Here is a 20,716-nt window from a genome sequence, read left to right as displayed (position 1 = left end):
TTCAGAATCCATTCTCTGCCAGAAATTCCAGCGTCAAACGGCTTCCTCCATCTCCGTCACTTGTACCTGAGTTGTACAGTGTTGGATTGCCTAACCCCAATAACTTCTCGACATACTTGCCTACTACGTCATTCTCGAGATTGACCTTGTCGCCCGCATGTCTTGTGAGCAGCGTGGTTTCTGCTCCCGTGTGAGGGATAATCGACACCTTGAAGCGTTCGCTATCCACGTGGGCAACTGTCAAACTGATACCATCTATAGCAATCGAACCCTTCTCAACTATCAGTTTGAGAATCTCCGCTGCAGCCTTGATGCTGACCCACACAGCAATTCCGTCATCCTCGAGCGACTCAACCGTACCGACTCCATCAATATGGCCTGACACTATATGCCCACCGAACCTGCCATTTGCAGCCATCGCTCGCTCCAGATTGACTCTATCACCTACTCCGAGTCGGGCAAACCCGGTTCGCGAGACAGTCTCGGGCATCACATCAGCAACGAAGCTGTCGGAATTAATCTCAACAACCGTAAGGCACACGCCATTTACAGCGATGCTGTCGCCGATATTTGTTCCCTCCAGAACCTTGGACGCCGAGAGCTCTATGCGCCCTGTCGCTCCGGAAATATCTAGAGAGCGCAGTCTCCCGGTTTCTTCAATAATTCCTGTAAACATTACTCTTCTCCATCCTCATCTTCCGGAATATATGTTCCGAGATTATCGATTCGCTTGCAGGTAATCATGAGGTCTGAACCGATTCTCTCAACGTCATCGAACGAGAATTTATATGCCATGTTGGGATGCTCAACTCCAAGTCCTTCAACCGGGCTCTTGGCCTTTCCTCCAAACACCTTTGGAGCGACAAATATCCTTACCTCATTGATAATACCCGCTCTCAGCGCGCTTTCGTTGAGATTACCCCCACCCTCCAGCAGCAGACTGTCTATGTCGAGCTTGCCCAGGTATTGAAGCAGCATTATCAGATCCACTCTGCCGTCATGCCCGGGAAAGTTGAACAGTCTGACGCCTTTTTCATTTAGCTTGGCAGCCTTCTTGGTAAATTCGGCTCCGCCGAATTTCTTGGCAAGTGCCTTTGCCGGCGGATTGGTATTCTCGTCATCCATGTAGAGCGGAGCCTTCTCGCTAACCCGGATTTCTCCCATCGGAAGTCCTTCAACAGAGCACACAATAATTGTCTCGCTGTCGTACTCGTCCGCAGTCCTTACCAGCTGTGCGTCGCTTGGTATCCGCAGCTTGCTGTCGCAAACTATCCTGATTGGATCTCTACCGTCCTGAAGCCTGCAGTTCAGCATAGAATCATCGGCGATCACAGTGTCAACACCAACCATAACGCTCATGCACTCGTGGCGCATCTCATGCACCTTGTGGATTGCTTCCGGTCCTGTCACCCATCTGGAAGCTCCGGTCTTAGTTGCAATCTTGCCGTCTGCGGTCATTGCATACTTGAGACGTACATATGGACGCCCTGTGGTTATATAATGGAAGAAAATCGGATTAAGAGCATCGCATTCCTCCATCAAGAAATCCTCTACTACTTCGACTCCGGCTTCTCTGAGTATCTTGACGCCCTTACCTGCCACCTTTGGATTAGGATCCTTTGAACCAATTACGACCCTGGATATCTTGTTTTCTATGATAGCAGCTGTACAAGGCGGGGTCTTGCCGTAGTGACAGCAAGGTTCCATCGTTACATACAACGTTGCACCCTCCGCGGATTCGCGGAGCGATGCTATCGCATTTCTCTCCGCATGCATCTGTCCGCACTTCACATGATAGCCTTCACCTATAATCTGACCGCTCTTGACAATTACCGCTCCGACCTTCGGATTGGGATTAACCCAGCCTTCACCTTTCTTGGCAAGCCCGATAGCTCGGCGCATGTACTCCTTATCCAGCATCATCAGCTCATCAGCTCTTTCTAGCAACATGTCTCTCTCCTCATTCCAATAAATATACAATTGACCCGTCCATTTAGAATGGATATGAATTAAAAAAGAAGCCCATTCAGAGCTCCTGCAATTCGTTCCCGTGCAGTAATCTGCACTCTTCAGAATAAAAGCTTCTCCCATCCAGACTATAACTGTCGGCTTCGGAATCTAACCGAATCATGCCTTTCGGCTCGCGGGCTGTACCGCCGGTAGGGAATCACACCCTGCCCTGAAGTCAATTACCATATTTATCAGTTCCTCATCATCCCGAGTTAAAACGGAATAACTTGAAACTAATAAGTATAATAGAACTTATAGTGTGCTATGTCAATAGCTGCACTCATTCTAAAATGTGTTGTTTTTAAGAAATAATTGTGTACTATTGAATTTTTCGTAGCATTATTTAATTGTTCGTGTATAATCAAGCTATAGAAACCTAACATTAATGGTTATTAAACACCGGAGGTGAATCTTATGAACACTAAAAAAGTTACAGTAGCCGGCGGCGGAGTTCTCGGCAGCCAGATTGCGTTTCAGAGCGCATTCTCAGGATTTGATACAACAATATGGCTAAGAAGCGAGGGTTCAATCGGTAGAGCTCAGCCTAAGCTTGACAGACTTCACAAGCTATATCTAGCTGATATCGAGTCTGTCAGAGCCGGCCTTGGTAAGCCGAACGCAGCTGCACCCGCAGGATTTGGCCTGAAGCCGGATGAACTCACTGACGAAAAGCTCGATGAGCTGGCAGCTAGGGTCGAATCTGCGTATAAGAACCTGAAAATCACGCTTTCCCTGGAGGAGTCAGCAAATGATTGTGATTACTATATAGAGAGCATGGCAGAAATTCCGGAGGATAAGCACGTATTCTACCGGAACCTCAACGAGGTTCTTGAGGACAAGACAATCGTCATGACTAACTCGTCAACACTGCTCCCCAGCACATTTAAGGTTGATTTCACAAAACCGGAAAGATACCTCGCACTACACTTCGCCAACAACATCTGGAGGAGTAACTCCGCAGAGGTTATGGGACACGACGGAACTTCACAAGCCGCATATGATGAGGCTGTTGAGTTCGCTAAGGCTCTCCATATGGTTCCTATCAAGGTTCTCAAGGAGCAGCCCGGTTACCTTCTCAACTCGATGCTCGTACCTTTCCTAAATTCCGCTCAGTATCTACTAGCTAACGGAATCGGGGATCACGAGAACATCGACATGGCGTGGAAGATTGGGACCGGTGCGCCATATGGTCCTTTCCAGATTCTGGATATCGTTGGTCTTACAACTGCGTACAACATCGTTGCTAATCACCCTGAGGCAAATGATCCAACTACAAACGCCGGTAAGATTGCCGCAATGCTCAAGAAGTATATCGATGCAGGCAAGACCGGTGTCAACGCAGGCGAAGGCTTCTACAAGTACAGATAATTACACGATAAATCATCAGTGCCGGTGACGGCCTTCAAATTACAGACCACGGCAAGGATCATCAGATACGTCGGCAATTCCAAGTATTTCCAAGTATAATGGAATCACATAGAGAGGCTGCATCGCATCAGTGATGTGGTCTCTCTTATTATTCGGTAATGACCAATGTGCTCTGCAGTGTTATAATACCAATGCTTAATAAGAATCAGAGGTGAACAACATGGCATATATAAATTTCAAGGAAATCGACAACTCAAACGTAACGATTGAGAGCACTGCCAGCAGCTGCCCGGATAGTTACAAACTGGGCACATTCTCTTGCGAGGAGTTTCTGCAGCATCTCATCGGCAAAGGTATAGTCCCTGTAGATGAGGAAGAAGCCCCAATCCCACATGAACTTAACACTGTCCGAGAGCTATATGAGATCTGCAACAATAATCCCGGGGATATGCAGATCATGACCGATGCAACTGCGGCTCAACTGATAGCCTCCAGAGACAACGCTGAGGATAACCAATCAAAGTTCACCGGTTATAAGCTGCTCGAGCTCAGATACTACGACTGTGAGCCTGAATCGCAGATCATCAACTTCAAATATCCATATACTGAGAACAAGCAGTTCGGCTGTAACTTCAACGTCAAGATGTTCATCAACAACCCTATATTCTTCAACACAGTCATCAGACTTCTATACGAATATAGCGGACCCGTTCTCATATATGACTACTGGCGACCGGTAGGTATGGATCTGCTGGGAACCGTTGATGGCATTGAGCAGATTGCCAGAGTCTAACCGGCAGCTACCGCTGTGTCGCTCCACAATGTGCCTGTTGACAATGCTGCCGGGCGTACCGGTCTAGCTAACGGCTACCGCTATCTCGCTTCACACGCTGAGATTCTCGGGATGCAGAGTTTTATTATTGTATTTATAGTAGCCGCCACAGCTGCTGAGCTTTCAATATATGTGTGTTTTCCTTCATTGACATGATGGGCTCTCGGTGATAAACTGAAAACGATTTTTAATTTCGGTTTTATTTTCCGCTCTATCATTCCCCCTCGGTTCAAAAAGGAACCGGTACGGAGAGTCGGAAAAGTGTTATAACCGAGATTGTTTTTTGAAGGATCTGTATTTACATGTAACAAGACACGGAGGTATGTATGAATCGCAAAAAATTCACAAAGCTGTTTGCAATTATGCTGATTGCAATTCTAACCCTGGGAGCCCTTTCCGGCTGTGGCAACAAGACCGAAAGCAAGAAAAAAATAAAGATTGTCGCGACGACATTTCCGCAATATGATTGGATTAGGGAAATTCTAGGCGACAAGGCTAAAGATGTCGACCTGAAGCTGCTGCAAAAGAGCGGCGGTGACCTGCACAGTTTCCAGCCATCCGCTGATGATATCAAGGCCGTTGCGGACGCCGATATCTTCGTGTATGTCGGCGGCGAATCAGATAAGTGGGTCAGCGATGTACTTAAGAAGAAGACTAACAAAAATCTCGTAGCTATCAACCTGATGGATGAGATGAAGGACAGCAAGAAGGCAGAGGAGGTCAAGGAAGGAATGCAGCCTGAAAAGGAAGAGCATGACCATCACGACCATGACGGCGACAAAGACAAAGATCACAAGGACGGCCATCATCATGAGGATGCTGAAGAGGTTGAGTATGACGAGCACGTGTGGTTGTCGCTCAAGAATGCAATCAAGCTCTGTAAGCCTATCGAGAAGGCTATAGCTGACAAAGACAAGGACAATGCCGATACATATAAGAAGAATCTTGACGCTTATACTGAAAAGCTGAAGAAGCTTGATAAGCAGTATGCTGATGCTGTTGCAAAAGCAAAGGTTAAGACGTTGGTGTTCGGCGACCGCTTCCCTTTCCGTTATATGGTCGATGATTATGGCATCGATTACTATGCGGCTTTTGTAGGCTGCTCTGCTGAATCGGAGGCCAGCTTCGAGACTATCCACTTCCTGTCAGGGAAGCTCAACCAGCTCAAGCTAAAGCACGTTGTAACTATTGAGAATTCCGATCACAAGATTGCCAAGTCGATTATCCGCGATGCCGACAGCACTAAACGCGACATCAAGACGCTCGACTCTCTGCAATCGATCAAGAAGAGTGATCTCAAGGATAAGACATATCTCAAGACTATGGAGCAAAACCTTGAGGTGCTAAAGGAGCTTCTGAGCAATAAGTAAGCTTCTGCGGCTAAGATTATTAGGAGTACAAATGGAACAGATGGTTAACGGGACTGAATCTTCATTTAGTATCGACTGCGAAGGGCTTGCTGTAGGATATTCCGGCAAGCCCCTCTGCAAGGAATTTGATTTGGAGATCAATAATGGCGACTACATATGTATTGTAGGAGAAAACGGTGCCGGGAAATCGACCTTTATTAAGACCTTGATCGGTTTGATTCCGGCTGTAAGCGGCGATGTCGCGCTGCGCGGCGATATTGTCAGGAGCGACATCGGATACCTGCCGCAGCAGCGTGAAACTCAGAAGGATTTCCCCGCTTCCGTATGGGAGGTGGTGCTATCCGGCTGCCTCAACAGATTGGGCTTCAGACCTTTTTATGGAATCAGGGAGCGAAAGCTTGCCTCTGCTGCTATCCGAGAGCTTGACCTCGAGGATATTAAGAATGACAGCTTTCGCGAACTTTCCGGCGGGCAGCGGCAGCGCGTGCTCCTGGCACGCGCCATCGCCTCGTCCCCAAAGGTCCTGGTTCTGGACGAGCCGATAACCGGGCTGGACCCGGTTGCCGCTGCCAAGCTATACCGAATGCTGGACAAGCTGAATCAAAAAGGCACGACAATCATAACCATATCCCATGACGTCGGCAAAGCCCTGTCAGCAGCCAACAAAATACTGATAATGAACGATACGCCTCATCTGGCATCAGATGAGGAGAGAAAGGAGGTGCTGGATGTCTAGTACGCTGGGACTTATCCGCATGTACCTTTCTCATGATTTTGTCGTATATGCGCTGATCGTAGGCGTTTCTATAGCGCTATGCGCGGCAATGGTCGGAGTAACGCTGGTTCTGAAGAGATATTCATTTATCGGAGACGGACTGTCGCACGTGGCATTCGGAGCGATGACAATTGGAACCATCCTGCACATATCCAGCAACCTGTATATTACCCTGCCTGTCACCGTACTGGCGGCAGTCATACTCCTCAGGAGCAACAGGAACAGCAAGGTCATGGGAGATGCCAAGCTGGCTATCCTGTCAGTTGTATCGCTGGCCTTCGGCTATCTGCTGATGAATGTGTTCTCGGCATCAGCCAATGTATCCGGCGATGTGTGTACTACATTATTCGGATCAACATCCATACTGACGCTGACTTCACAGGATGTCGTGCTCTGCCTCACCATATCTGTACTTGTCATAATTGCATTTATATTCCTGTACAACAGATTATTTGCAGTTACATTTGACGAAGAGTACACCAAGGCAACCGGAACCAAGACAGATACCTACAACCTGATAATCGCCATTATCATTGCGGTTATCATCGTTCTGGGCATGAATCTCGTCGGTTCACTGCTGATATCTGCGCTTATCATCTTCCCTGCCCTGTCGGCGATGTGCGTATTTGGCAGCTTCAAATCAGTAACAATCTGTTCGGTAGTAATATCAATAGTTGCAGCCTTGACGGGAATGTTCATATCAATCCTGGGCGGGACCCCGGTCGGAGCAACTATTGTAACAGTTGATGCAGCTATGTATCTTGTATTTATAATAATAGGCAAAGCAACCGCCCGTGGATAATTTACAATGAGACAAAATGGCTAACAAAAACAAGACAAAACTTATAGTAATAATCATTTCCCTATTAGCTCTGGTTGTGGTATGCATTGCAGTGACACTGCACATTGCATCAGGTAGGAGCTCCGGGACAGATTCGGGTGTAGACACAGACCTCAGCACTATGAGTGCCACAGCTATCTACTCGGAAGTGTCCAACATGATGAATAAGCCTGAGAAATATGATGGCAAGCACATCAAGGTTAAAGGTTATTACGTAGTCAGCATCGATCCGGGAACCGGTAAACGATACGAATACTGCTTGATTCCGGATGCTACTGAATGCTGCCAACAAGGGCTGCTCTTCAAGCTCAAGAAAGGCGAGCGTGATAAGCTGCCCAAGGAGGAACATCGATTTGTAATTTCCGGCAAATTTGTCAGAAAAAAGGCTCCTGGTACGGACGACCCGAACGCATATACGGTTATGCTGGAGGACGCCAAAATCTACAAAAAATAGTGCTCTCGATAGCACATCAGAATCCTTAATAATTGCAAGAGGGCTGACCTGCCGGGTCAGCCCTCTTCTTCAAACTTAACTCTTTGCCGATGCGGACTAACAAAGCCTCGAATTGTCTCATCACTTCAAGTCCGCAGACTTTGTATAATCCGCCAAGCAAACATAATCAGCTGCCAACTGTTCGCAGTGTCTGCTATTTGTCACTAACCTTCACATCCACCCCGTTCACCGTCAGCCCTTCACTGATTGGAATCATCAGATATTGGCGTCCGTCTATAATCTCCGTCTTGATGCCGAATGCGTGCTCAGGGTCAATGCTGACGTTCATCTCGGCAGTCTCGAGCTTGAACTGCTTACGGTTTATCAAGTTCTCGGGATTAAAGAATTCCTCACCCTCAAAATAGTTCTTGCAGGTATCATGGAACTTCTCTATGGCTTCATCGGAAGTGCCGCTTTTCATCAGGATTTCCTCAAGCTCATTGATATGAATCTCAGGTGCATCATCAGCTCCTGGCCCCTTGAGCACATCAATCCTCTCGCCAATCCGGCTGTGCAGAGCCTTCACTACATCCATGCTGCACTCATCACCGAGCGAGTCTGCGAGAGCGCTGTCAAAAGCGTTTTTCTGAGTATTTGCAGCCATTGGAAGTTTGTCGAGGTTGAATACCGCCTTGAGGAAATCTTGGTGCACATCCGCCGAGCTCCTCGTGTAGTACAGTGCCCGGTAGATGTTGGTCATCCTGTCGTCAAATGTCGGGAACATAAAGCCCATCTGCGGTGCCCCGAGTATGCTGCCCGTCGAAGCGGCACGGAAATTTTGTTCCTCAGCTAGATACCTGAGTGCGCCCTTCGGGTCCTTTACAGGGCATAGGCAGCAGATAAAATATTCGAACTGATCCGTCGACTCCTCCGACCACTCATCGCTGCCACCGTTCTTGTAAGGCACATCGTAAGAATCCGAAGCGAGCAGGATTACATAGCCGACATCACCCATATCCACATTGTCTATAATCCTCTGAAACAGGATTTTGCGCATTGTCTCGTTGCTGAGATGTGATGTTCTGAGCGCCTGCAGCAGCCTGTGCTCATCGCTGTCCTCGACCTGTGCCGTTGAAAATTCAACATTGAGCAGATTCTTGCCTAGTGCTCCCGACAGAGTTTTCTTGAGAGTCTTCATGTACATCTCTCGTTCCTCATTTCCCATGAGCATAGTCGGCGAATCCATATACGCGATAATTTCATGCGCCGCATTGACATAGCACCCGTAGATATGACCGAAATTGTCCATATCCGGATTAAATCTCTTCTTGATTTCTCTAATTTCCTTGCGATTCATCGTATCTCCTATTTTAAAACTATTAAGCAGCTTGAATTTTATCCGCCGCACCTATTTATTTAAATTCAAAGAATTTCTCTGTCTCATCCTCGCACACTAAGTCCGTGACTCCGCCGCAATCACAGGCCGTTACTCCACCGCAACCCTCGCACCTATGGATTCGCACACGCCGTTGTGTTAATATAATGCATACGATTAATTCTATAACACATTTCGGAAATATCAAGGAGAACACATGCTCACAGGTAAGCAAAGAAGTTATCTCAAAGGGCTCGCACAGAAGATCGAGCCGACAGTATATATTGGCAAGGCCGACCTCACGGACAACATTGTCCGCTCCATCGACGAGAATCTCACTGCAAACGAACTCGTCAAGGGACAGCTTCAGGAAGGTTCTATGCTAAATCCGGCCGACGTATGCAGCGAGCTCGCAGAGACGCTGCACGCTGAGTTCGTCGCTGCAATAGGTCGCCGTTTCGTGCTCTACAGAAGAGCCAAAAATCCTAAGAACGTCAAGATTGAGCTGCCACGCGCACCTCGCAAATAATAAACGTAACTTTTATCCGGAAATATCAGCGGTGCGAATCTTGAAGCTAAATGCCGATACCATCTAGGTATTAGGAATTCCGGCGATGAGAAGCTTGACTCAACTGCTCCGGCTTCCAATCCGGGAACGCTATGAGGTTCGTCGGCAACTACCCCCTCGTGGACTTTCACCACAGATTGACAGCATGCCCGCCATACATTCACAAGCACTTACCCTGCACGGGCAAGTGCTTGTGCTATATATTACAGAAACAAATTTTCAGGCAGTTCAGCTCCCCATCAGCCTACAGCCCGATATCATCCGCAATCTCGCGCATAGCCTCCAGAGAAATATCTATAAACTCATCAAAGCTGATGCCGGTCTCCTCAATTGCTGCCATATACTGCCTGTTCGCGCCGGCTGCAAACCTGGATTCCTTGAACCGCTTGTTGACCGACTTGTGCTTGACACTCGCAATCTTTTTATCGGGATATATCTGCGCGACAGCTTTGCAGAATCCGCTCATCGGATCTGCCGCAAGCAGCGCAATCTCAAGCGTAGACTTCGCTACAACACCCGACTCGGGGTTGTGAGCACATATTGCCTGTGCCATAACCGGCTCATCGTAGCCCTCGTCCTTTAGAATCTGCGCAGAGACCGGTCCATGAGTGGACATATCGTTACGCCAATCAGCTGTCTCCTCGTCGAGGTCATGCAGCAGTCCGCAGTTCCCCCAGAACTCTATCTCATCCGGAGCCAGCCTCTTGGCCAGCCCCCTCATAATCGCTTCAACCGCATACGAATGTGTTATGTAATTCTCACCCTTTACATACTTGTGTAACAGAGCATTTGCCTGTTCTCTGGTTATGTGTTCACTCATTTTTATTCTCCTCTTATATCTTCTTAATCATCTAGCAATCATTTAGATTTTAACACCATTGTCATCGGTTTACTATAATGAAAATTTCTATTGAATTTGACTGCGCGCCCATCTTGCAATAAGATATTGAGTGTTAATTCTATCGGCATACTGCATACTGCGTTCCGGTTATTCGTAATTTAATTACGCCGATTGAAGCCGCCCGACGGCACAAGCGATATACATTATATCCGGATTCTATATAGCCCGGAGATATACCGCATATATTGATAGCTGCAAGAGCAAAGGATATAGACATAAAGACCGGAGAATACAAGGACTGAAAAATGGAAAAAGTCATACATGATAAAAATAAAGGAATATTGTTGATAATCTCGTCAGCGTTCTGTTTCGCGTTAATGGGAATCTTCGTCAAGCTTGCCGGAGATCTGCCTGCAGTCGAAAAATCTTTCTTTAGGAACCTCATAGCGGCGATAATCGCTGTAATTGTTCTAATCAAAGAGAAACAACCGATTGTAATAGGGCGCAAAAATTATCTGCCGATGCTCATCAGGGTGCTGGCCGGAACTATCGGAATACTCGGGAACTTCTACGCCGTCAGCCACATTATGGTTGCTGACGCCAGCATGCTCAGCAAGCTGTCTCCGTTCGCGACGATTATATTTTCTATGATAATACTCAAAGAAGTTCCTAAGAGGTATCAGGTATTCTGCCTGCTGTTAGCATTGACCGGAGCAATGTTTGTAATCAAGCCGGGATTCTCGGGCAATCCTATGGGAATGGCAGCCGGTCTGATCGGAGGCGTCGGCGCCGGTCTCGCCTACACAATGGTCAGGATGCTCGGCTCTAACGGGGTGCCGCAAGCTGTCATCGTGTTCTGTTTCTCGACATTCAGCTGCCTATCGATGGTGCCGCTGATGATAATCCGGTACCACGAACCCATAAACAAATATCAGCTGCTGATGCTGCTCGGCGCCGGACTTGCAGCTGCGGGCGGACAGTTCAGCATCACCGGAGCATATCGCTATGCACCGGCCAAGGAGATATCCATCTATGATTATTCACAGATCATATTTACGACAATCATGGGTCTGCTCATCTTTAGGGAGCTGCCGGATCTATACAGCTTCATCGGCTATGCGATAATCATAACGGCTTCACTGATTATATTCCTAAAATCAAAGCAAGAACAATGATGCTACTCATCCGTGCCATTACGCTGAACTCGTTTTAATTGTAAGAGCAAATAACTTAATAAGGGACAAAAGCTTCTCATCCTCAGCAACTGTGCATGCTGCTTTCACTCTATCTATTCGAGAAGTCTCATATTTAGATGCATATTTGAAAGTCCGGATCACTTAACCAAATCCGAAACCATCTCCGGAATCTTTGCATAATCCTCTTCATCCGGATTCCAGGATGAGCGCACATGCCCTTCTATAACCTCAAATCCCGCATCCGCAAGCTTAGCCTGCAGAATTTTAACTGACTCACCGCTCCAGCCGTAGCAGCCAAATGCAGCAGCCTTCTTATTCTTGAACTTCAAAGTCTTTAAGAAAGATAGCCATCCTGCGACACTTGTCAACACATCATTTACGCAAGTCGGCGAACCAACGACAATAGCCTTTGATTTGAAGACCTCCGTCATGAGCTCGTTCTTGTCTGTCTTGGCGATATTATAAACCTTTACAACAGTATCCGGTGTCTGCTTGTGAATCTCATCAGCGATTGCGTGCGCCAGCTTAGTCGTACCCTCCCACATCGTATCGTATGCAACTGTAATCTGATTCTCCCGATAAGCATCTGCCCAAGCAGCGTACTTCTCAACTATCTGTCCGGGATTGTCGCGCCATATCACGCCGTGTGACGGAGCGATTATGTCAATTGGTAGGTTCAGCTCTGCAATTTCTGCGAGCTTCTTGGTTACAAACGGTGCAAAAGGATTTAAGATATTTGCGAAATACTTCATCGCTTCCCTGTCAAGCAGCGCTTGATCTGCACTGTCGTTGAACATCTCCTCAACTGCGAAGTGCTGTCCGAACGCATCCATAGAGAACAGGATGTTGTCCCTAGTCATATATGTAGCCATAGAATCCGGCCAGTGGAGCATCTTCATCTCGATAAACACCAGCTGCTTCCCGTTTCCTATATCAAGGCTATCACCGGTCTTCACCACGTTGAAATTCCATCCCTGCTTGCCGTACTGCCCTTCAAGGCTCTTTACACATGCCGCAGTGCAGTAGAGCGGCGTGCCCGGAATCTCCTTGAGCAGCGCCGGCAACGAACCTGAATGGTCCTGCTCACCGTGATTTACAATGATTGCGTCGATCTTGTCCAGCACTCCTTCAGCCTTCAGATTCTCTATAAACTCATCTCTGTGTGGAAGCCATACGGTGTCCACAAGAATAGTTTTCTCTTCCTCAATCAAAAATGCATTTTGACTTGAACCATTTAAAATCGAATACTCATCACCGTGAAAAGTCTTGAGCTCCCAATCCATGTATCCGACCCAACTTACATTGTTTTTTACAAGCTTCCTCATTGTTTCCTCCGTATTATCAATTGTTGTACAGATAATGCTACACCTTTTTTAAGGCGGATTATCCCATTTATTCTCTGATTTCTCTAGATATTTTTTATTTTGTCTTGGCGCCTGAAGTAGATTTCTTTAGCCTCCTTCTCTCTTTCAAATTCCTCGCATATAGAAACCCTATCGCATGCACCGTCAATGCTGCCACCATCACCGTTGTGACATACAGCACCGCCGCGTCATTATGCGCAAGGTTGAAACTCGTCATAAACCCTGCCACGAGGATCACCGCCTGAACTGCGAGATATCGCCGATTAAACCGCATGTACGGCTTGCTGTACCGATTATTTGCAATGACCGCCCACTGGAACATAAAAAGGCCCATGTACAGAAACGCCGTGACAAAGTGAACATTTGCCGCATTTTCGCTTATAAAAGTCATGGCAACGGTAATCATGATCAACCCGATATAAATCGGATAATGGCTGTACAGCATGAATATCCCGTGCGTGTTCCGGTGCTCGTCTACCGCGTGGTTGAACGCACTGAAATAGTACAGAAACAGGTTCGCAACAATGACGAAATACAGCACCGACTTGAGCGTAAACGTCTGAGGCGTGAAAAACCGGGCGATACCCATGATCATCTCGCCAAAATTTATAATAGTAAGAAGCGCAACTCTCTCGACTAGGTGAACGAAATTGATCTCGACCTGCTCCTGTCTCCTCCTGAAATTGATAGGCATCCAGAAAGTCACCGCAATCGTAGCAAGATATATGTAAAAACCCGGAAACAGAGGAAACATACCTGCCGTAAATATTCCGACCGCCCGAATCCCGGTAACTGCAAGGAATCCTTTAATTGAGTGTCTCTCAGCAGCAGTTGTTTCGTCACTATAATATTGGACAAAATACTGCAGGAACAGCACGATCGACAGCAGACAGATAGTCCAGCAAAGGTAATCAAAGTGGTCGTACCAGTCGTTGACAATCATGCCCGAGAACACGAGCAGTATCACCATCTTGATGAACATAATCGAGATATTGAGAAACGAATTCTTGCCGTACTGATTCGTAAATACAGTCTGCAGCATCCATGCATCGACGAGCACAAAAAGTGTGACAAGGAAAGTCAGAAAGGCATCGCCACCCACGATTCCGTCATGCAGATGGTGAATCAGCCCGGTTGTCTTGGATATGGCATATACGAACACCAGATCATAGAACAGCTCGGTAAATTCGACATTTTTGTGCTTGATAGTGGATTTTAGCATTATGTCCCTTCTGTTCCTATTACAACTCTGAATTTATAAAAAATTGCGGTTTTTTGCTGTCGTCTTCACACATCGCTGAGTATGGCTATGAGGGTTTTACGGGATCTTTTCATATTCTTCCGCTTACTTATTTTTCTCATCTTAATCTCCATATCGCCGTTCTCATCGGCGGCACAAACAGCAATGAAGGGACTGCACACCTTTCATATTATTCAAGTGTCAGCAGCAATGCCATCTTGAAATTAGCCGTGGCCTTTACAGAATGCAGCCCACCTTTAGCAAAGTGGAAATTCTCCCCTGCCTTAATCACGTGATCCTTACCTTCGTAACTGATCACGCCTTCGCCATCCAGTGCAAATATTATTGCTTCGCCGGGTGCAGCGTGCTCGGCAAGCCCCGTATCTTTATCAAATGCCATTACAACAAATTTCATCTTGTCGTTATTGACAAGATCCATGTTTACGATTTTACCTTCCTGATAAGGAATAATTTCCGCTAAATTGAATACCTCTCCTGCTTTAATTGCTCCGTTCATAATAGCCTCCTTCTGAACTGAAATCTCTATATAAACTGCTCCCACCGATGTACGTATACCTATCGGTGCATCTGTAGGTGTTAATATTATATCTCCGTCGTTCAATCCCCTGTTAAAGCCATCGGCTCCATATACCTCTGCACTTCCATCCGCAACCAGAATCAGCTTGTGATACGGATAAATCTCAGCACTGATATCTGTTCCTGCTGCCAGGGAAAAATAAGTAATGTGCTCTGTGCCATTATATATTTCCTTTGAAATAGTGCATCCCGAAATCGGTCTGTTATCCTTTGCTATGGAGAAAACCTCTCCTTCCTTTTCTTTCATACCCTGCTCTCCTTCCGGACTGCAATATCGTAAATCCTGTTTTGATCCGTTCAATTACATTATATACGTGTTTTACAGGCAATTCTGCATCTACAGTTATATTTCTTGTATTTTTATGTACAATGGAAAGTCGAATCATTTTAATCTTAAGTCAAGGAAACCGGCATGACTTATTTAAATTGATGATTTCCCTACGATTCATCTCTATTGGATTTTGGATCCGGGATTTGAAGAATCAAACACTTTGGTTTCCCTCAAAAGAGATACATGTAAAACAATTCTTGCTTTTGTTTTCATGTATTATACGGTAAGGTTAGGTTGGAGGTGGGGTATGTCAATCGGAACCAAGATACAAGAAATAAGAAAGTCGCATAATCTCAGTCAGCAGCAATTTGCCGAAAGATTCGGCGTCACACGCCAGACCGTTTCAAACTGGGAAAATGATAAGCACTATCCTGATATGGAAATCCTTAAACACATAAGCAACGAGTACGAAGTATCATTTGATACGCTTATCAAGGAGGATGAGATATACATTAAGAGTATTGATACTACTAGGAAAAAGCTGTCATTGTGGAAAAAAACGCTTCTTGTATCTGTTGTTTTGATACTCGGTCTCCTGACAGCATTGTTTACTGTTCTCCATTTTTCATACAAGCCAACTCCTGACAAATCTCGAATTACAACTGATACTAATATCAAAATGATGGTTGATATTTACGGGAGTTCACCATCCTCTGCCATTACAAGGACCTTTGATGCCGGCAGCTATGAGTCTTTTTCGGAATCAAAGAGAATTAATATAAGAAGTAATACTTGTGGCAAAATTGAAGGTGATGTACCTTGCGTATTCATAAAAAATCGAGCTGAGTCCTACGTGAAGCTGCGATTCCAAGACACTGACTATAAAAATCAAGCTCCGAAGATAGACAGTATAAAACTCTACACTGCACCGGGAATGCCTGTAGCTCCTCAAGAAAGAAAAGATAAAATGGTTACATATAAAAAGGATGATGCCGGGGTTACTGTGTTCCTGTCAGACTTTCTCTTTGAGGATGAGGTAACGTTTAGTGACAATCTTGATGAAAACAAAACTGCTGTCTGGTTCTGTATTTTCGAAATCAAATATTCGATCGGCAACAATAAATATGTGAGTTTGACTTCGGTTGCCGTCGCTTATAAAGCATAACTCAATAGCCTGCAGATAAAGCAAGAGAAGCCGGCTCAAATGGCTTGGCTTCTCTTTTGCTTTTTAAACACTGTTTTTCTCTACTCACGGTTCTATTATGTTGAAGTTCAATACTAGTGGAGACATATATTTGATAAGCCGTAGCGGCACAGTTTGATCTCCTGTTACGGAAATCCTCTCCATAACTTCTTTTTTCCCAAACATAAGCGAGAGTAGCTGCAGACGCTCTAAACTAATGGAACAATCTGCCTTCCTTTTGGCTTTTCCCTTATAGACGAGCAGAATACCATCTCTTCTTACTGCGAGGTACTCCTCGTTCGTATCGGTAATTTTAAGATTTAGGGTGAAATTATCGTCCTGTGCTGCCAGAGCATCTGTCATAATATCTATGTATGACAGCATCATCTCTGTCGTCATCCCCATCATCATTACTTCATTGCCCTTTACGGTTCCTTCGTTGCATGACTGATTTCCATCAAGAAGCTCCCACGCTCCCATAAGGTAGGCGCTGCGCCACGGACCGCTTTCAGACTGATAACCGAGCTGTTCAAGAGCCTTTGCACACAGTTCCCTTGCTTCCCTGAGATCCGGCTTGGCAAATACGAGTTCCTTTGTCAACTGAGCTACCCACTGGTATTCCCCCTTGTCGAAATCCTCCTTCGCCTTGCTCAGAACCTTTTCTAAATCACCAAGGTATGAAATCCATTTTTTTGCGGTATCCTCGGGAGTAAGCGGGTTGAGATTGACCGGATTGGCATCGTACCAGCCCATATATCGTTGATAAACTGCTTTTATATTATGACTTAACGTGCCGTAATACTGGCGACAATACCAGACTTTATTGAGCCTGTCCGGGAGCTCCAGTTTCCTTGAGATTTCCGCAGGAGTGAGACCCCGGTTGATGTAATGCAGCGTCTGATTGTTTATATATTGATAAACTGCAGCCGTATCCTGCATATACTCCTTTACGGTTTCTTTTCCCCAGTGCGGCCAATTGTGAGATTGAAAAACCACCTCGGTTTCATCCACGAAAAGATATTCGGCCTCCAGTATGAAGCGTGCCCACGCCTCGGCATCGCGCACCTGAGCCCCGCGCAGAGTGTAAATGTTATGCATAGTCCCGGTGCAATTTTCAGCCATCCACAGGCCTTTATATTTAGGGAAATATGCGTTCATTTCCACCGGTGCTTCTGTTCCGGGCGTCAGCTGGAAGCGAATTTCAAGCCCGTCTATCGTGATAGTATCATTGCCAGTTATCTCTATTGTAGGTGCCAGCAGACCGACCGTTCCTCGTGACTGGCCAAGTCCTATACCTATTGCCATACGGTCTTTTTCTCCGGCTTTCATAATTGAACCGTACTGATACTGAGCTCTTCTTCCCATAGCAGCGCCGCAGTAAATGTTTTCGCTCACTGCATGCTTTAAGAATCCTTCGGGCGCTAAGATCAGGACCTTACCGGAAGCGAGTTGTTCTTCTAAGCTAAGGCTCGCATCAGCCACCTGATCGGCATTTATCGCACCCATAATTCCGCCGTAGTGATCTATGTGAGAGTGACTGTAAAGAATTGCCTTGACATTGAGCTTTCCGAAATGCTTTTCCATGAGCGCCATAGCTGATTCCATATTTTCCTTGCACATCATAACGTCAAAAATTATCCAGCCATGCTCTGTTTTAATGAAAGTTGCATTCGCCATATCGTAGCCGCGCACCTGGTATATACCGTCACATACTTCAAAAAGTCCCGCGTAAGTGTTGAGCTGCGTATGTCTCCATAGACTCGGATTTACCGTGTCGGGCGCTTCCTTGTCCTTGATAAAATCGAAATCTCCGAGATCCCACGCCACTTCACCGTCGTCACGCTTAATAACAAGTTCTTCCGGTGATTCAATCAGACCTCTCAGTGCACATTCTTTTTCACGTTCATCCGAAAAATTAAGCAAAGAATACCATGTCCTGTTAGCTTTAGCCGTACTCGTCGTTGCGCACGAGCAACACGACCTGCCTAAAAATTTTCTATCTATTCTCACAATATTTACCTCCTGTTAATATGTTTCCCCGGCAGCAATCGCAGCAATCTTTTTTATAGTTAAGATAGCTAAGTTTTACTATATTGTCGGTCTTTAGCCGATTTTCGTTATTTTAGGCGCTTCCCATGTTCCGTTCAGCACGCTGTTATCGGGTCTGTATATTCTAAGAAAAAGATGAAATCCGTCACTACCCACAGGTAGCCAATTCTCCTTATTTTCATTCGGCTCTTCAGTCTGGAGTATTAAATACAAGGAATTATCCTCGTTTAGCTTGAAACTGCTTCGATTGCTTATTGCATAACGGTCCAGCGGATTGGAAATCAAGAAATCATCATCGCCATATGCTGTTACCGACCAAAATCCATGCTCTCCAACCGGCGGCAGACTGTTCGACATGAAATGCAGCAAGTATTTGTTTTTGGCATTTAGCTTCTCTCCACTGTCGTCTTCTTCCGCTTTGAGATATACGGCGGTCTCCACAGGATTTGCACCGAAACCTGCGATTGCAACAAGACAACGGTATTCGTATTCCTTACCGAAACGGCTTATCGGATCACCATAGAATTTAAAGCTGCCGTTTCTGACCATGAATTTCAATGTTGCTTTGATCAATTTAGGAAGAAGCAGGTCTTTCATTTCACACCAGAAATCTTCCAAATCCTCAGAAGAAAGACAAGGGCTAAAGCTCAGGCCGGCGCCTATTCCCAAATCCGCAAGCTCTCGGAGCAACTCATTATCCTCGGGATATGCAGGATTATCCATAAGAAGTCTGTTGAATCTCCCAAAATACTCTGTCGGTGAAAGATTCATTGCAATCGTAAGAGGAACACCGTCTTTGCTCGCATCATAAGAGCCTTTTGATATTTCCCCGTTAGACATAAAACCCGACAGAGTCTCGGCATCCATCTCACTTTGCAATTTGTAGATGTTGGGTATATCTTCGGCACCATAGCAGATTGTTCTTCCGAGCAGCCAACCGATAGATGTAGGAACCTCAATCCTATCCATTCCCTCGGGAATATCCCCTCTGAAAGAAGGTCCTGTAAGTATATATGTTTTTTCTCCGTCCGTATCTCCACCCGTTCCCAAGGTTGCCACGGTATTGGACCATGCGTCCATAATCTGAAATGTCAGATACCTATCTGCATAAGGCTTTTTAACGACAAGAGCATCGTCCTTTAAATCGAAAAAAACCTGAGAATAAAGCGTGTCAACATTAGGTGTGACAACCTGCCTGAACTCCGATGTAGCGAGAGCCTTTGCATGAAAAAAACAGTTAACAGGGGCCTTTGATTTTGAGGGTTCGACTGTGTTGGTGCTGACTTCCTTGGTAATGTCCATCAGAACAAGTGGAAAAGAAAAAATAAACGCCTGCTCAATAAGCGATCTTGCTCTGTCATGTTTCATTTCTTCTCTCATCTTAAAATCCTCCTTAATACTTCATATTAGTTCCGCGATATCAGTTTGGCGTAAACTCACACATAAGCATATCTCTGAGTAAAATAAGCTCCTTATCCGACTCGCTGTCATTTTCGTAAACAAGTCCCACCGCATATCTTGTGACAGCGGCAAGCATGAGATGCATTATAGATAAAAACATTGTTCTTTCACTCATTTCCGTGCACAGTGTTTTGTCATTCTCGCCTTTAACATAAGTTCTATGGAAACGCATTGCAAGTCTGTCAATCATTTCATTATATGAGTTCAAAGCCTCTTGAGGAACTGCTTCATTCCTGATGTAAATATTAAAGAACTGATTGAAGCAAAGCAGTCTCTTGTGGTTTTTATATAATTCAAGAAATGAATCAAGGAAAAATTCAAGTTCTTCCACGGCTGTTGCCTTGTCCTCGTTTATAAGAGGCATATAGCCTATTATGAATTTGCTCCATGCATGGGTTCCGACAGCGACCACAAGCTCGGACTTGGTTCGGTAATATCTGTATAAGGTTGCGACCCCTATCCCCGCTTTGTCCGCAACCTTTGCCATAGAGACCTTGTCTATATTCATTTCGGAAAATATACTGAAGCCCGCATCAAGTATTCGCCTATTGGTTTCTTCTTTTTGTAAAGCGTCCTGCTTAGGGTCAAATCCCATTCCTTTCTCCTTTTCCCCTTCTAAAGACAGCTTGCCTGCTGATGATAGATATTATATCATCAGCAGGCAAAATTACAAAGCAATTTAGATTGTCTATAGAAATTCTTAAATGTCTAAAGGTATATTTTTTAATTCTGCATAAAATTACATGACCTGTATTTTTTCACATTTATTTGTTTATACGTTTTAATGAATAAATTTGCATCTATAAACTTTGACACTTGTCACACAACCTGTGATAAAACGTGTCAAATTACGACAACGGAGGCTTATAGGACAAAAAACGTGTTTTGCTAATCCCAGTAAGAAGGATAATTGTCCTCTCTATGGAGTTCACTCCAGACGAT

General features: G+C 45.5%; 19 protein-coding genes and 1 riboswitch. Of the genes, 9 read left to right on the top strand and 10 right to left on the bottom strand.

Going from position 1 to position 20,716, the window contains the following annotated elements; all coding sequences use genetic code 11:
* Position 1 precedes the first annotated feature (1 nt).
* Both HMPREF0581_RS01900 and ribD read right to left on the bottom strand, forming a co-directional pair.
* Positions 2 to 676 (bottom strand): riboflavin synthase, encoded by a 675-nt coding sequence (locus tag HMPREF0581_RS01900; protein WP_036379890.1) that lies wholly within the window; start codon positions 674 to 676, stop codon positions 2 to 4.
* Positions 676 to 1,950, bottom strand: a complete 1,275-nt coding sequence (gene ribD / locus HMPREF0581_RS01895) for a bifunctional diaminohydroxyphosphoribosylaminopyrimidine deaminase/5-amino-6-(5-phosphoribosylamino)uracil reductase RibD (RefSeq protein WP_009643093.1) — start codon at positions 1,948 to 1,950, stop codon at positions 676 to 678. Before ribD ends, HMPREF0581_RS01900 begins: the two co-directional genes overlap by 1 nt.
* A 125-nt stretch (positions 1,951 to 2,075) precedes the next feature.
* Positions 2,076 to 2,191, bottom strand: a riboswitch (FMN riboswitch).
* Positions 2,192 to 2,424: 233 nt separating this feature from the next.
* Between ribD and HMPREF0581_RS01890 the strand changes: the two genes are divergently transcribed.
* The 6 genes from HMPREF0581_RS01890 to HMPREF0581_RS08235 all read left to right on the top strand — a co-directional run bounded on the left by HMPREF0581_RS01890 (position 2,425) and on the right by HMPREF0581_RS08235 (position 7,650).
* Entirely contained in the window at positions 2,425 to 3,378 is a 954-nt protein-coding gene (locus HMPREF0581_RS01890) for a 3-hydroxyacyl-CoA dehydrogenase (RefSeq protein WP_009643097.1), read from the top strand.
* Between the two features lie 220 nt (positions 3,379 to 3,598).
* Positions 3,599 to 4,171 carry a hypothetical protein gene (locus HMPREF0581_RS01885; RefSeq protein WP_036379888.1) on the top strand — a complete coding sequence of 191 codons (573 nt, stop codon included), beginning with the start codon at positions 3,599 to 3,601 and terminating at the stop codon, positions 4,169 to 4,171.
* Between the two features lie 365 nt (positions 4,172 to 4,536).
* On the top strand, positions 4,537 to 5,580 hold the full coding sequence (locus HMPREF0581_RS01880; protein WP_009643134.1) for a metal ABC transporter substrate-binding protein: 1,044 nt from the start codon (positions 4,537 to 4,539) through the stop codon (positions 5,578 to 5,580).
* Positions 5,581 to 5,611: 31 nt separating this feature from the next.
* Positions 5,612 to 6,316 carry a metal ABC transporter ATP-binding protein gene (locus tag HMPREF0581_RS01875; protein ID WP_051426891.1) on the top strand — a complete coding sequence of 235 codons (705 nt, stop codon included), beginning with the start codon at positions 5,612 to 5,614 and terminating at the stop codon, positions 6,314 to 6,316.
* Entirely contained in the window at positions 6,309 to 7,157 is an 849-nt protein-coding gene (locus tag HMPREF0581_RS01870) for a metal ABC transporter permease (protein WP_036379885.1), read from the top strand. The genes HMPREF0581_RS01875 and HMPREF0581_RS01870 overlap by 8 nt, the downstream gene beginning before the upstream one ends.
* Positions 7,158 to 7,173: 16 nt before the next feature.
* Complete coding sequence (locus HMPREF0581_RS08235; protein WP_051426890.1) at positions 7,174 to 7,650, top strand: hypothetical protein; 477 nt, start codon at positions 7,174 to 7,176, stop codon at positions 7,648 to 7,650.
* A 193-nt stretch (positions 7,651 to 7,843) separates the two neighbouring features.
* On the opposite strand, the gene HMPREF0581_RS01860 is transcribed toward HMPREF0581_RS08235, so the two are convergent.
* Positions 7,844 to 8,986 (bottom strand): DUF4317 domain-containing protein, encoded by a 1,143-nt coding sequence (locus HMPREF0581_RS01860; protein WP_036379883.1) that lies wholly within the window; start codon positions 8,984 to 8,986, stop codon positions 7,844 to 7,846.
* Between the two features lie 235 nt (positions 8,987 to 9,221).
* Between HMPREF0581_RS01860 and HMPREF0581_RS01855 the strand changes: the two genes are divergently transcribed.
* Complete coding sequence (locus HMPREF0581_RS01855; protein WP_009643104.1) at positions 9,222 to 9,533, top strand: YhbY family RNA-binding protein; 312 nt, start codon at positions 9,222 to 9,224, stop codon at positions 9,531 to 9,533.
* A gap of 283 nt (positions 9,534 to 9,816) precedes the next feature.
* On the opposite strand, the gene HMPREF0581_RS01850 is transcribed toward HMPREF0581_RS01855, so the two are convergent.
* On the bottom strand, positions 9,817 to 10,392 hold the full coding sequence (locus HMPREF0581_RS01850) for an HD domain-containing protein (RefSeq protein ID WP_009643125.1): 576 nt from the start codon (positions 10,390 to 10,392) through the stop codon (positions 9,817 to 9,819).
* 326 nt (positions 10,393 to 10,718) lie between these two features.
* On the opposite strand from HMPREF0581_RS01850, the gene HMPREF0581_RS01845 reads away from it, so the two are divergent.
* Complete coding sequence (locus HMPREF0581_RS01845; protein WP_036379880.1) at positions 10,719 to 11,588, top strand: DMT family transporter; 870 nt, start codon at positions 10,719 to 10,721, stop codon at positions 11,586 to 11,588.
* 158 nt (positions 11,589 to 11,746) lie between these two features.
* Here the strand turns inward: HMPREF0581_RS01845 and HMPREF0581_RS01840 are convergent, their stop codons facing one another.
* The 3 genes from HMPREF0581_RS01840 to HMPREF0581_RS01830 form a co-directional block, all read right to left on the bottom strand.
* A complete protein-coding gene (locus tag HMPREF0581_RS01840) occupies positions 11,747 to 12,934 on the bottom strand; it encodes an oxygen-binding di-iron domain-containing protein (protein WP_009643118.1) in 1,188 nt (395 codons plus the stop codon).
* A gap of 94 nt (positions 12,935 to 13,028) precedes the next feature.
* On the bottom strand, positions 13,029 to 14,195 hold the full coding sequence (locus tag HMPREF0581_RS01835) for a low temperature requirement protein A (protein ID WP_036379878.1): 1,167 nt from the start codon (positions 14,193 to 14,195) through the stop codon (positions 13,029 to 13,031).
* A gap of 208 nt (positions 14,196 to 14,403) precedes the next feature.
* Positions 14,404 to 15,057, bottom strand: coding sequence for a cupin domain-containing protein (locus HMPREF0581_RS01830; protein WP_036379875.1), 654 nt, complete (start codon positions 15,055 to 15,057; stop codon positions 14,404 to 14,406).
* 331 nt (positions 15,058 to 15,388) lie between these two features.
* Here HMPREF0581_RS01830 and HMPREF0581_RS08465 point away from each other — a divergent pair, with 331 nt between their 5' ends.
* On the top strand, positions 15,389 to 16,246 hold the full coding sequence (locus tag HMPREF0581_RS08465; protein WP_084645309.1) for a helix-turn-helix transcriptional regulator: 858 nt from the start codon (positions 15,389 to 15,391) through the stop codon (positions 16,244 to 16,246).
* Positions 16,247 to 16,330: 84 nt separating this feature from the next.
* Here the strand turns inward: HMPREF0581_RS08465 and HMPREF0581_RS01820 are convergent, their stop codons facing one another.
* The 3 genes from HMPREF0581_RS01820 to HMPREF0581_RS01810 form a co-directional block, all read right to left on the bottom strand.
* Positions 16,331 to 18,274 carry an alkyl/aryl-sulfatase gene (locus HMPREF0581_RS01820; RefSeq protein WP_009643110.1) on the bottom strand — a complete coding sequence of 648 codons (1,944 nt, stop codon included), beginning with the start codon at positions 18,272 to 18,274 and terminating at the stop codon, positions 16,331 to 16,333.
* Positions 18,275 to 18,367: 93 nt separating this feature from the next.
* Positions 18,368 to 19,693 carry a DUF1254 domain-containing protein gene (locus HMPREF0581_RS01815; protein WP_051426888.1) on the bottom strand — a complete coding sequence of 442 codons (1,326 nt, stop codon included), beginning with the start codon at positions 19,691 to 19,693 and terminating at the stop codon, positions 18,368 to 18,370.
* Between the two features lie 40 nt (positions 19,694 to 19,733).
* Positions 19,734 to 20,369 (bottom strand): TetR/AcrR family transcriptional regulator, encoded by a 636-nt coding sequence (locus HMPREF0581_RS01810; RefSeq protein WP_009643109.1) that lies wholly within the window; start codon positions 20,367 to 20,369, stop codon positions 19,734 to 19,736.
* Between the last annotated feature and the right edge of the window lie 347 nt (positions 20,370 to 20,716).

Source organism: Mogibacterium timidum ATCC 33093 (assembly GCF_000525775.1).
Taxonomy (GTDB): Bacteria; Bacillota; Clostridia; order Peptostreptococcales; family Anaerovoracaceae; genus Mogibacterium; species Mogibacterium timidum.
The sequence above is the reverse complement of the archived record's forward strand: the minus strand, read 5'-3'. Positions and strand labels throughout refer to the sequence as shown.

What these genes read in the sequence shown, in the direction of transcription:
- HMPREF0581_RS01900 (WP_036379890.1), bottom strand. Translation starts at nt 676, where the DNA reads ATGTTTACAGGAATTATTGAAGAAACCGGGAGACTGCGCTCTCTAGAT.
- ribD (WP_009643093.1), bottom strand. Translation starts at nt 1,950, where the DNA reads ATGTTGCTAGAAAGAGCTGATGAGCTGATGATGCTGGATAAGGAGTAC.
- HMPREF0581_RS01890 (WP_009643097.1), top strand. Translation starts at nt 2,425, where the DNA reads ATGAACACTAAAAAAGTTACAGTAGCCGGCGGCGGAGTTCTCGGCAGC.
- HMPREF0581_RS01885 (WP_036379888.1), top strand. Translation starts at nt 3,599, where the DNA reads ATGGCATATATAAATTTCAAGGAAATCGACAACTCAAACGTAACGATT.
- HMPREF0581_RS01880 (WP_009643134.1), top strand. Translation starts at nt 4,537, where the DNA reads ATGAATCGCAAAAAATTCACAAAGCTGTTTGCAATTATGCTGATTGCA.
- HMPREF0581_RS01875 (WP_051426891.1), top strand. Translation starts at nt 5,612, where the DNA reads ATGGAACAGATGGTTAACGGGACTGAATCTTCATTTAGTATCGACTGC.
- HMPREF0581_RS01870 (WP_036379885.1), top strand. Translation starts at nt 6,309, where the DNA reads ATGTCTAGTACGCTGGGACTTATCCGCATGTACCTTTCTCATGATTTT.
- HMPREF0581_RS08235 (WP_051426890.1), top strand. Translation starts at nt 7,174, where the DNA reads ATGGCTAACAAAAACAAGACAAAACTTATAGTAATAATCATTTCCCTA.
- HMPREF0581_RS01860 (WP_036379883.1), bottom strand. Translation starts at nt 8,986, where the DNA reads ATGAATCGCAAGGAAATTAGAGAAATCAAGAAGAGATTTAATCCGGAT.
- HMPREF0581_RS01855 (WP_009643104.1), top strand. Translation starts at nt 9,222, where the DNA reads ATGCTCACAGGTAAGCAAAGAAGTTATCTCAAAGGGCTCGCACAGAAG.
- HMPREF0581_RS01850 (WP_009643125.1), bottom strand. Translation starts at nt 10,392, where the DNA reads ATGAGTGAACACATAACCAGAGAACAGGCAAATGCTCTGTTACACAAG.
- HMPREF0581_RS01845 (WP_036379880.1), top strand. Translation starts at nt 10,719, where the DNA reads ATGGAAAAAGTCATACATGATAAAAATAAAGGAATATTGTTGATAATC.
- HMPREF0581_RS01840 (WP_009643118.1), bottom strand. Translation starts at nt 12,934, where the DNA reads ATGAGGAAGCTTGTAAAAAACAATGTAAGTTGGGTCGGATACATGGAT.
- HMPREF0581_RS01835 (WP_036379878.1), bottom strand. Translation starts at nt 14,195, where the DNA reads ATGCTAAAATCCACTATCAAGCACAAAAATGTCGAATTTACCGAGCTG.
- HMPREF0581_RS01830 (WP_036379875.1), bottom strand. Translation starts at nt 15,057, where the DNA reads ATGAAAGAAAAGGAAGGAGAGGTTTTCTCCATAGCAAAGGATAACAGA.
- HMPREF0581_RS08465 (WP_084645309.1), top strand. Translation starts at nt 15,389, where the DNA reads ATGTCAATCGGAACCAAGATACAAGAAATAAGAAAGTCGCATAATCTC.
- HMPREF0581_RS01815 (WP_051426888.1), bottom strand. Translation starts at nt 19,693, where the DNA reads ATGAGAGAAGAAATGAAACATGACAGAGCAAGATCGCTTATTGAGCAG.
- HMPREF0581_RS01810 (WP_009643109.1), bottom strand. Translation starts at nt 20,369, where the DNA reads ATGGGATTTGACCCTAAGCAGGACGCTTTACAAAAAGAAGAAACCAAT.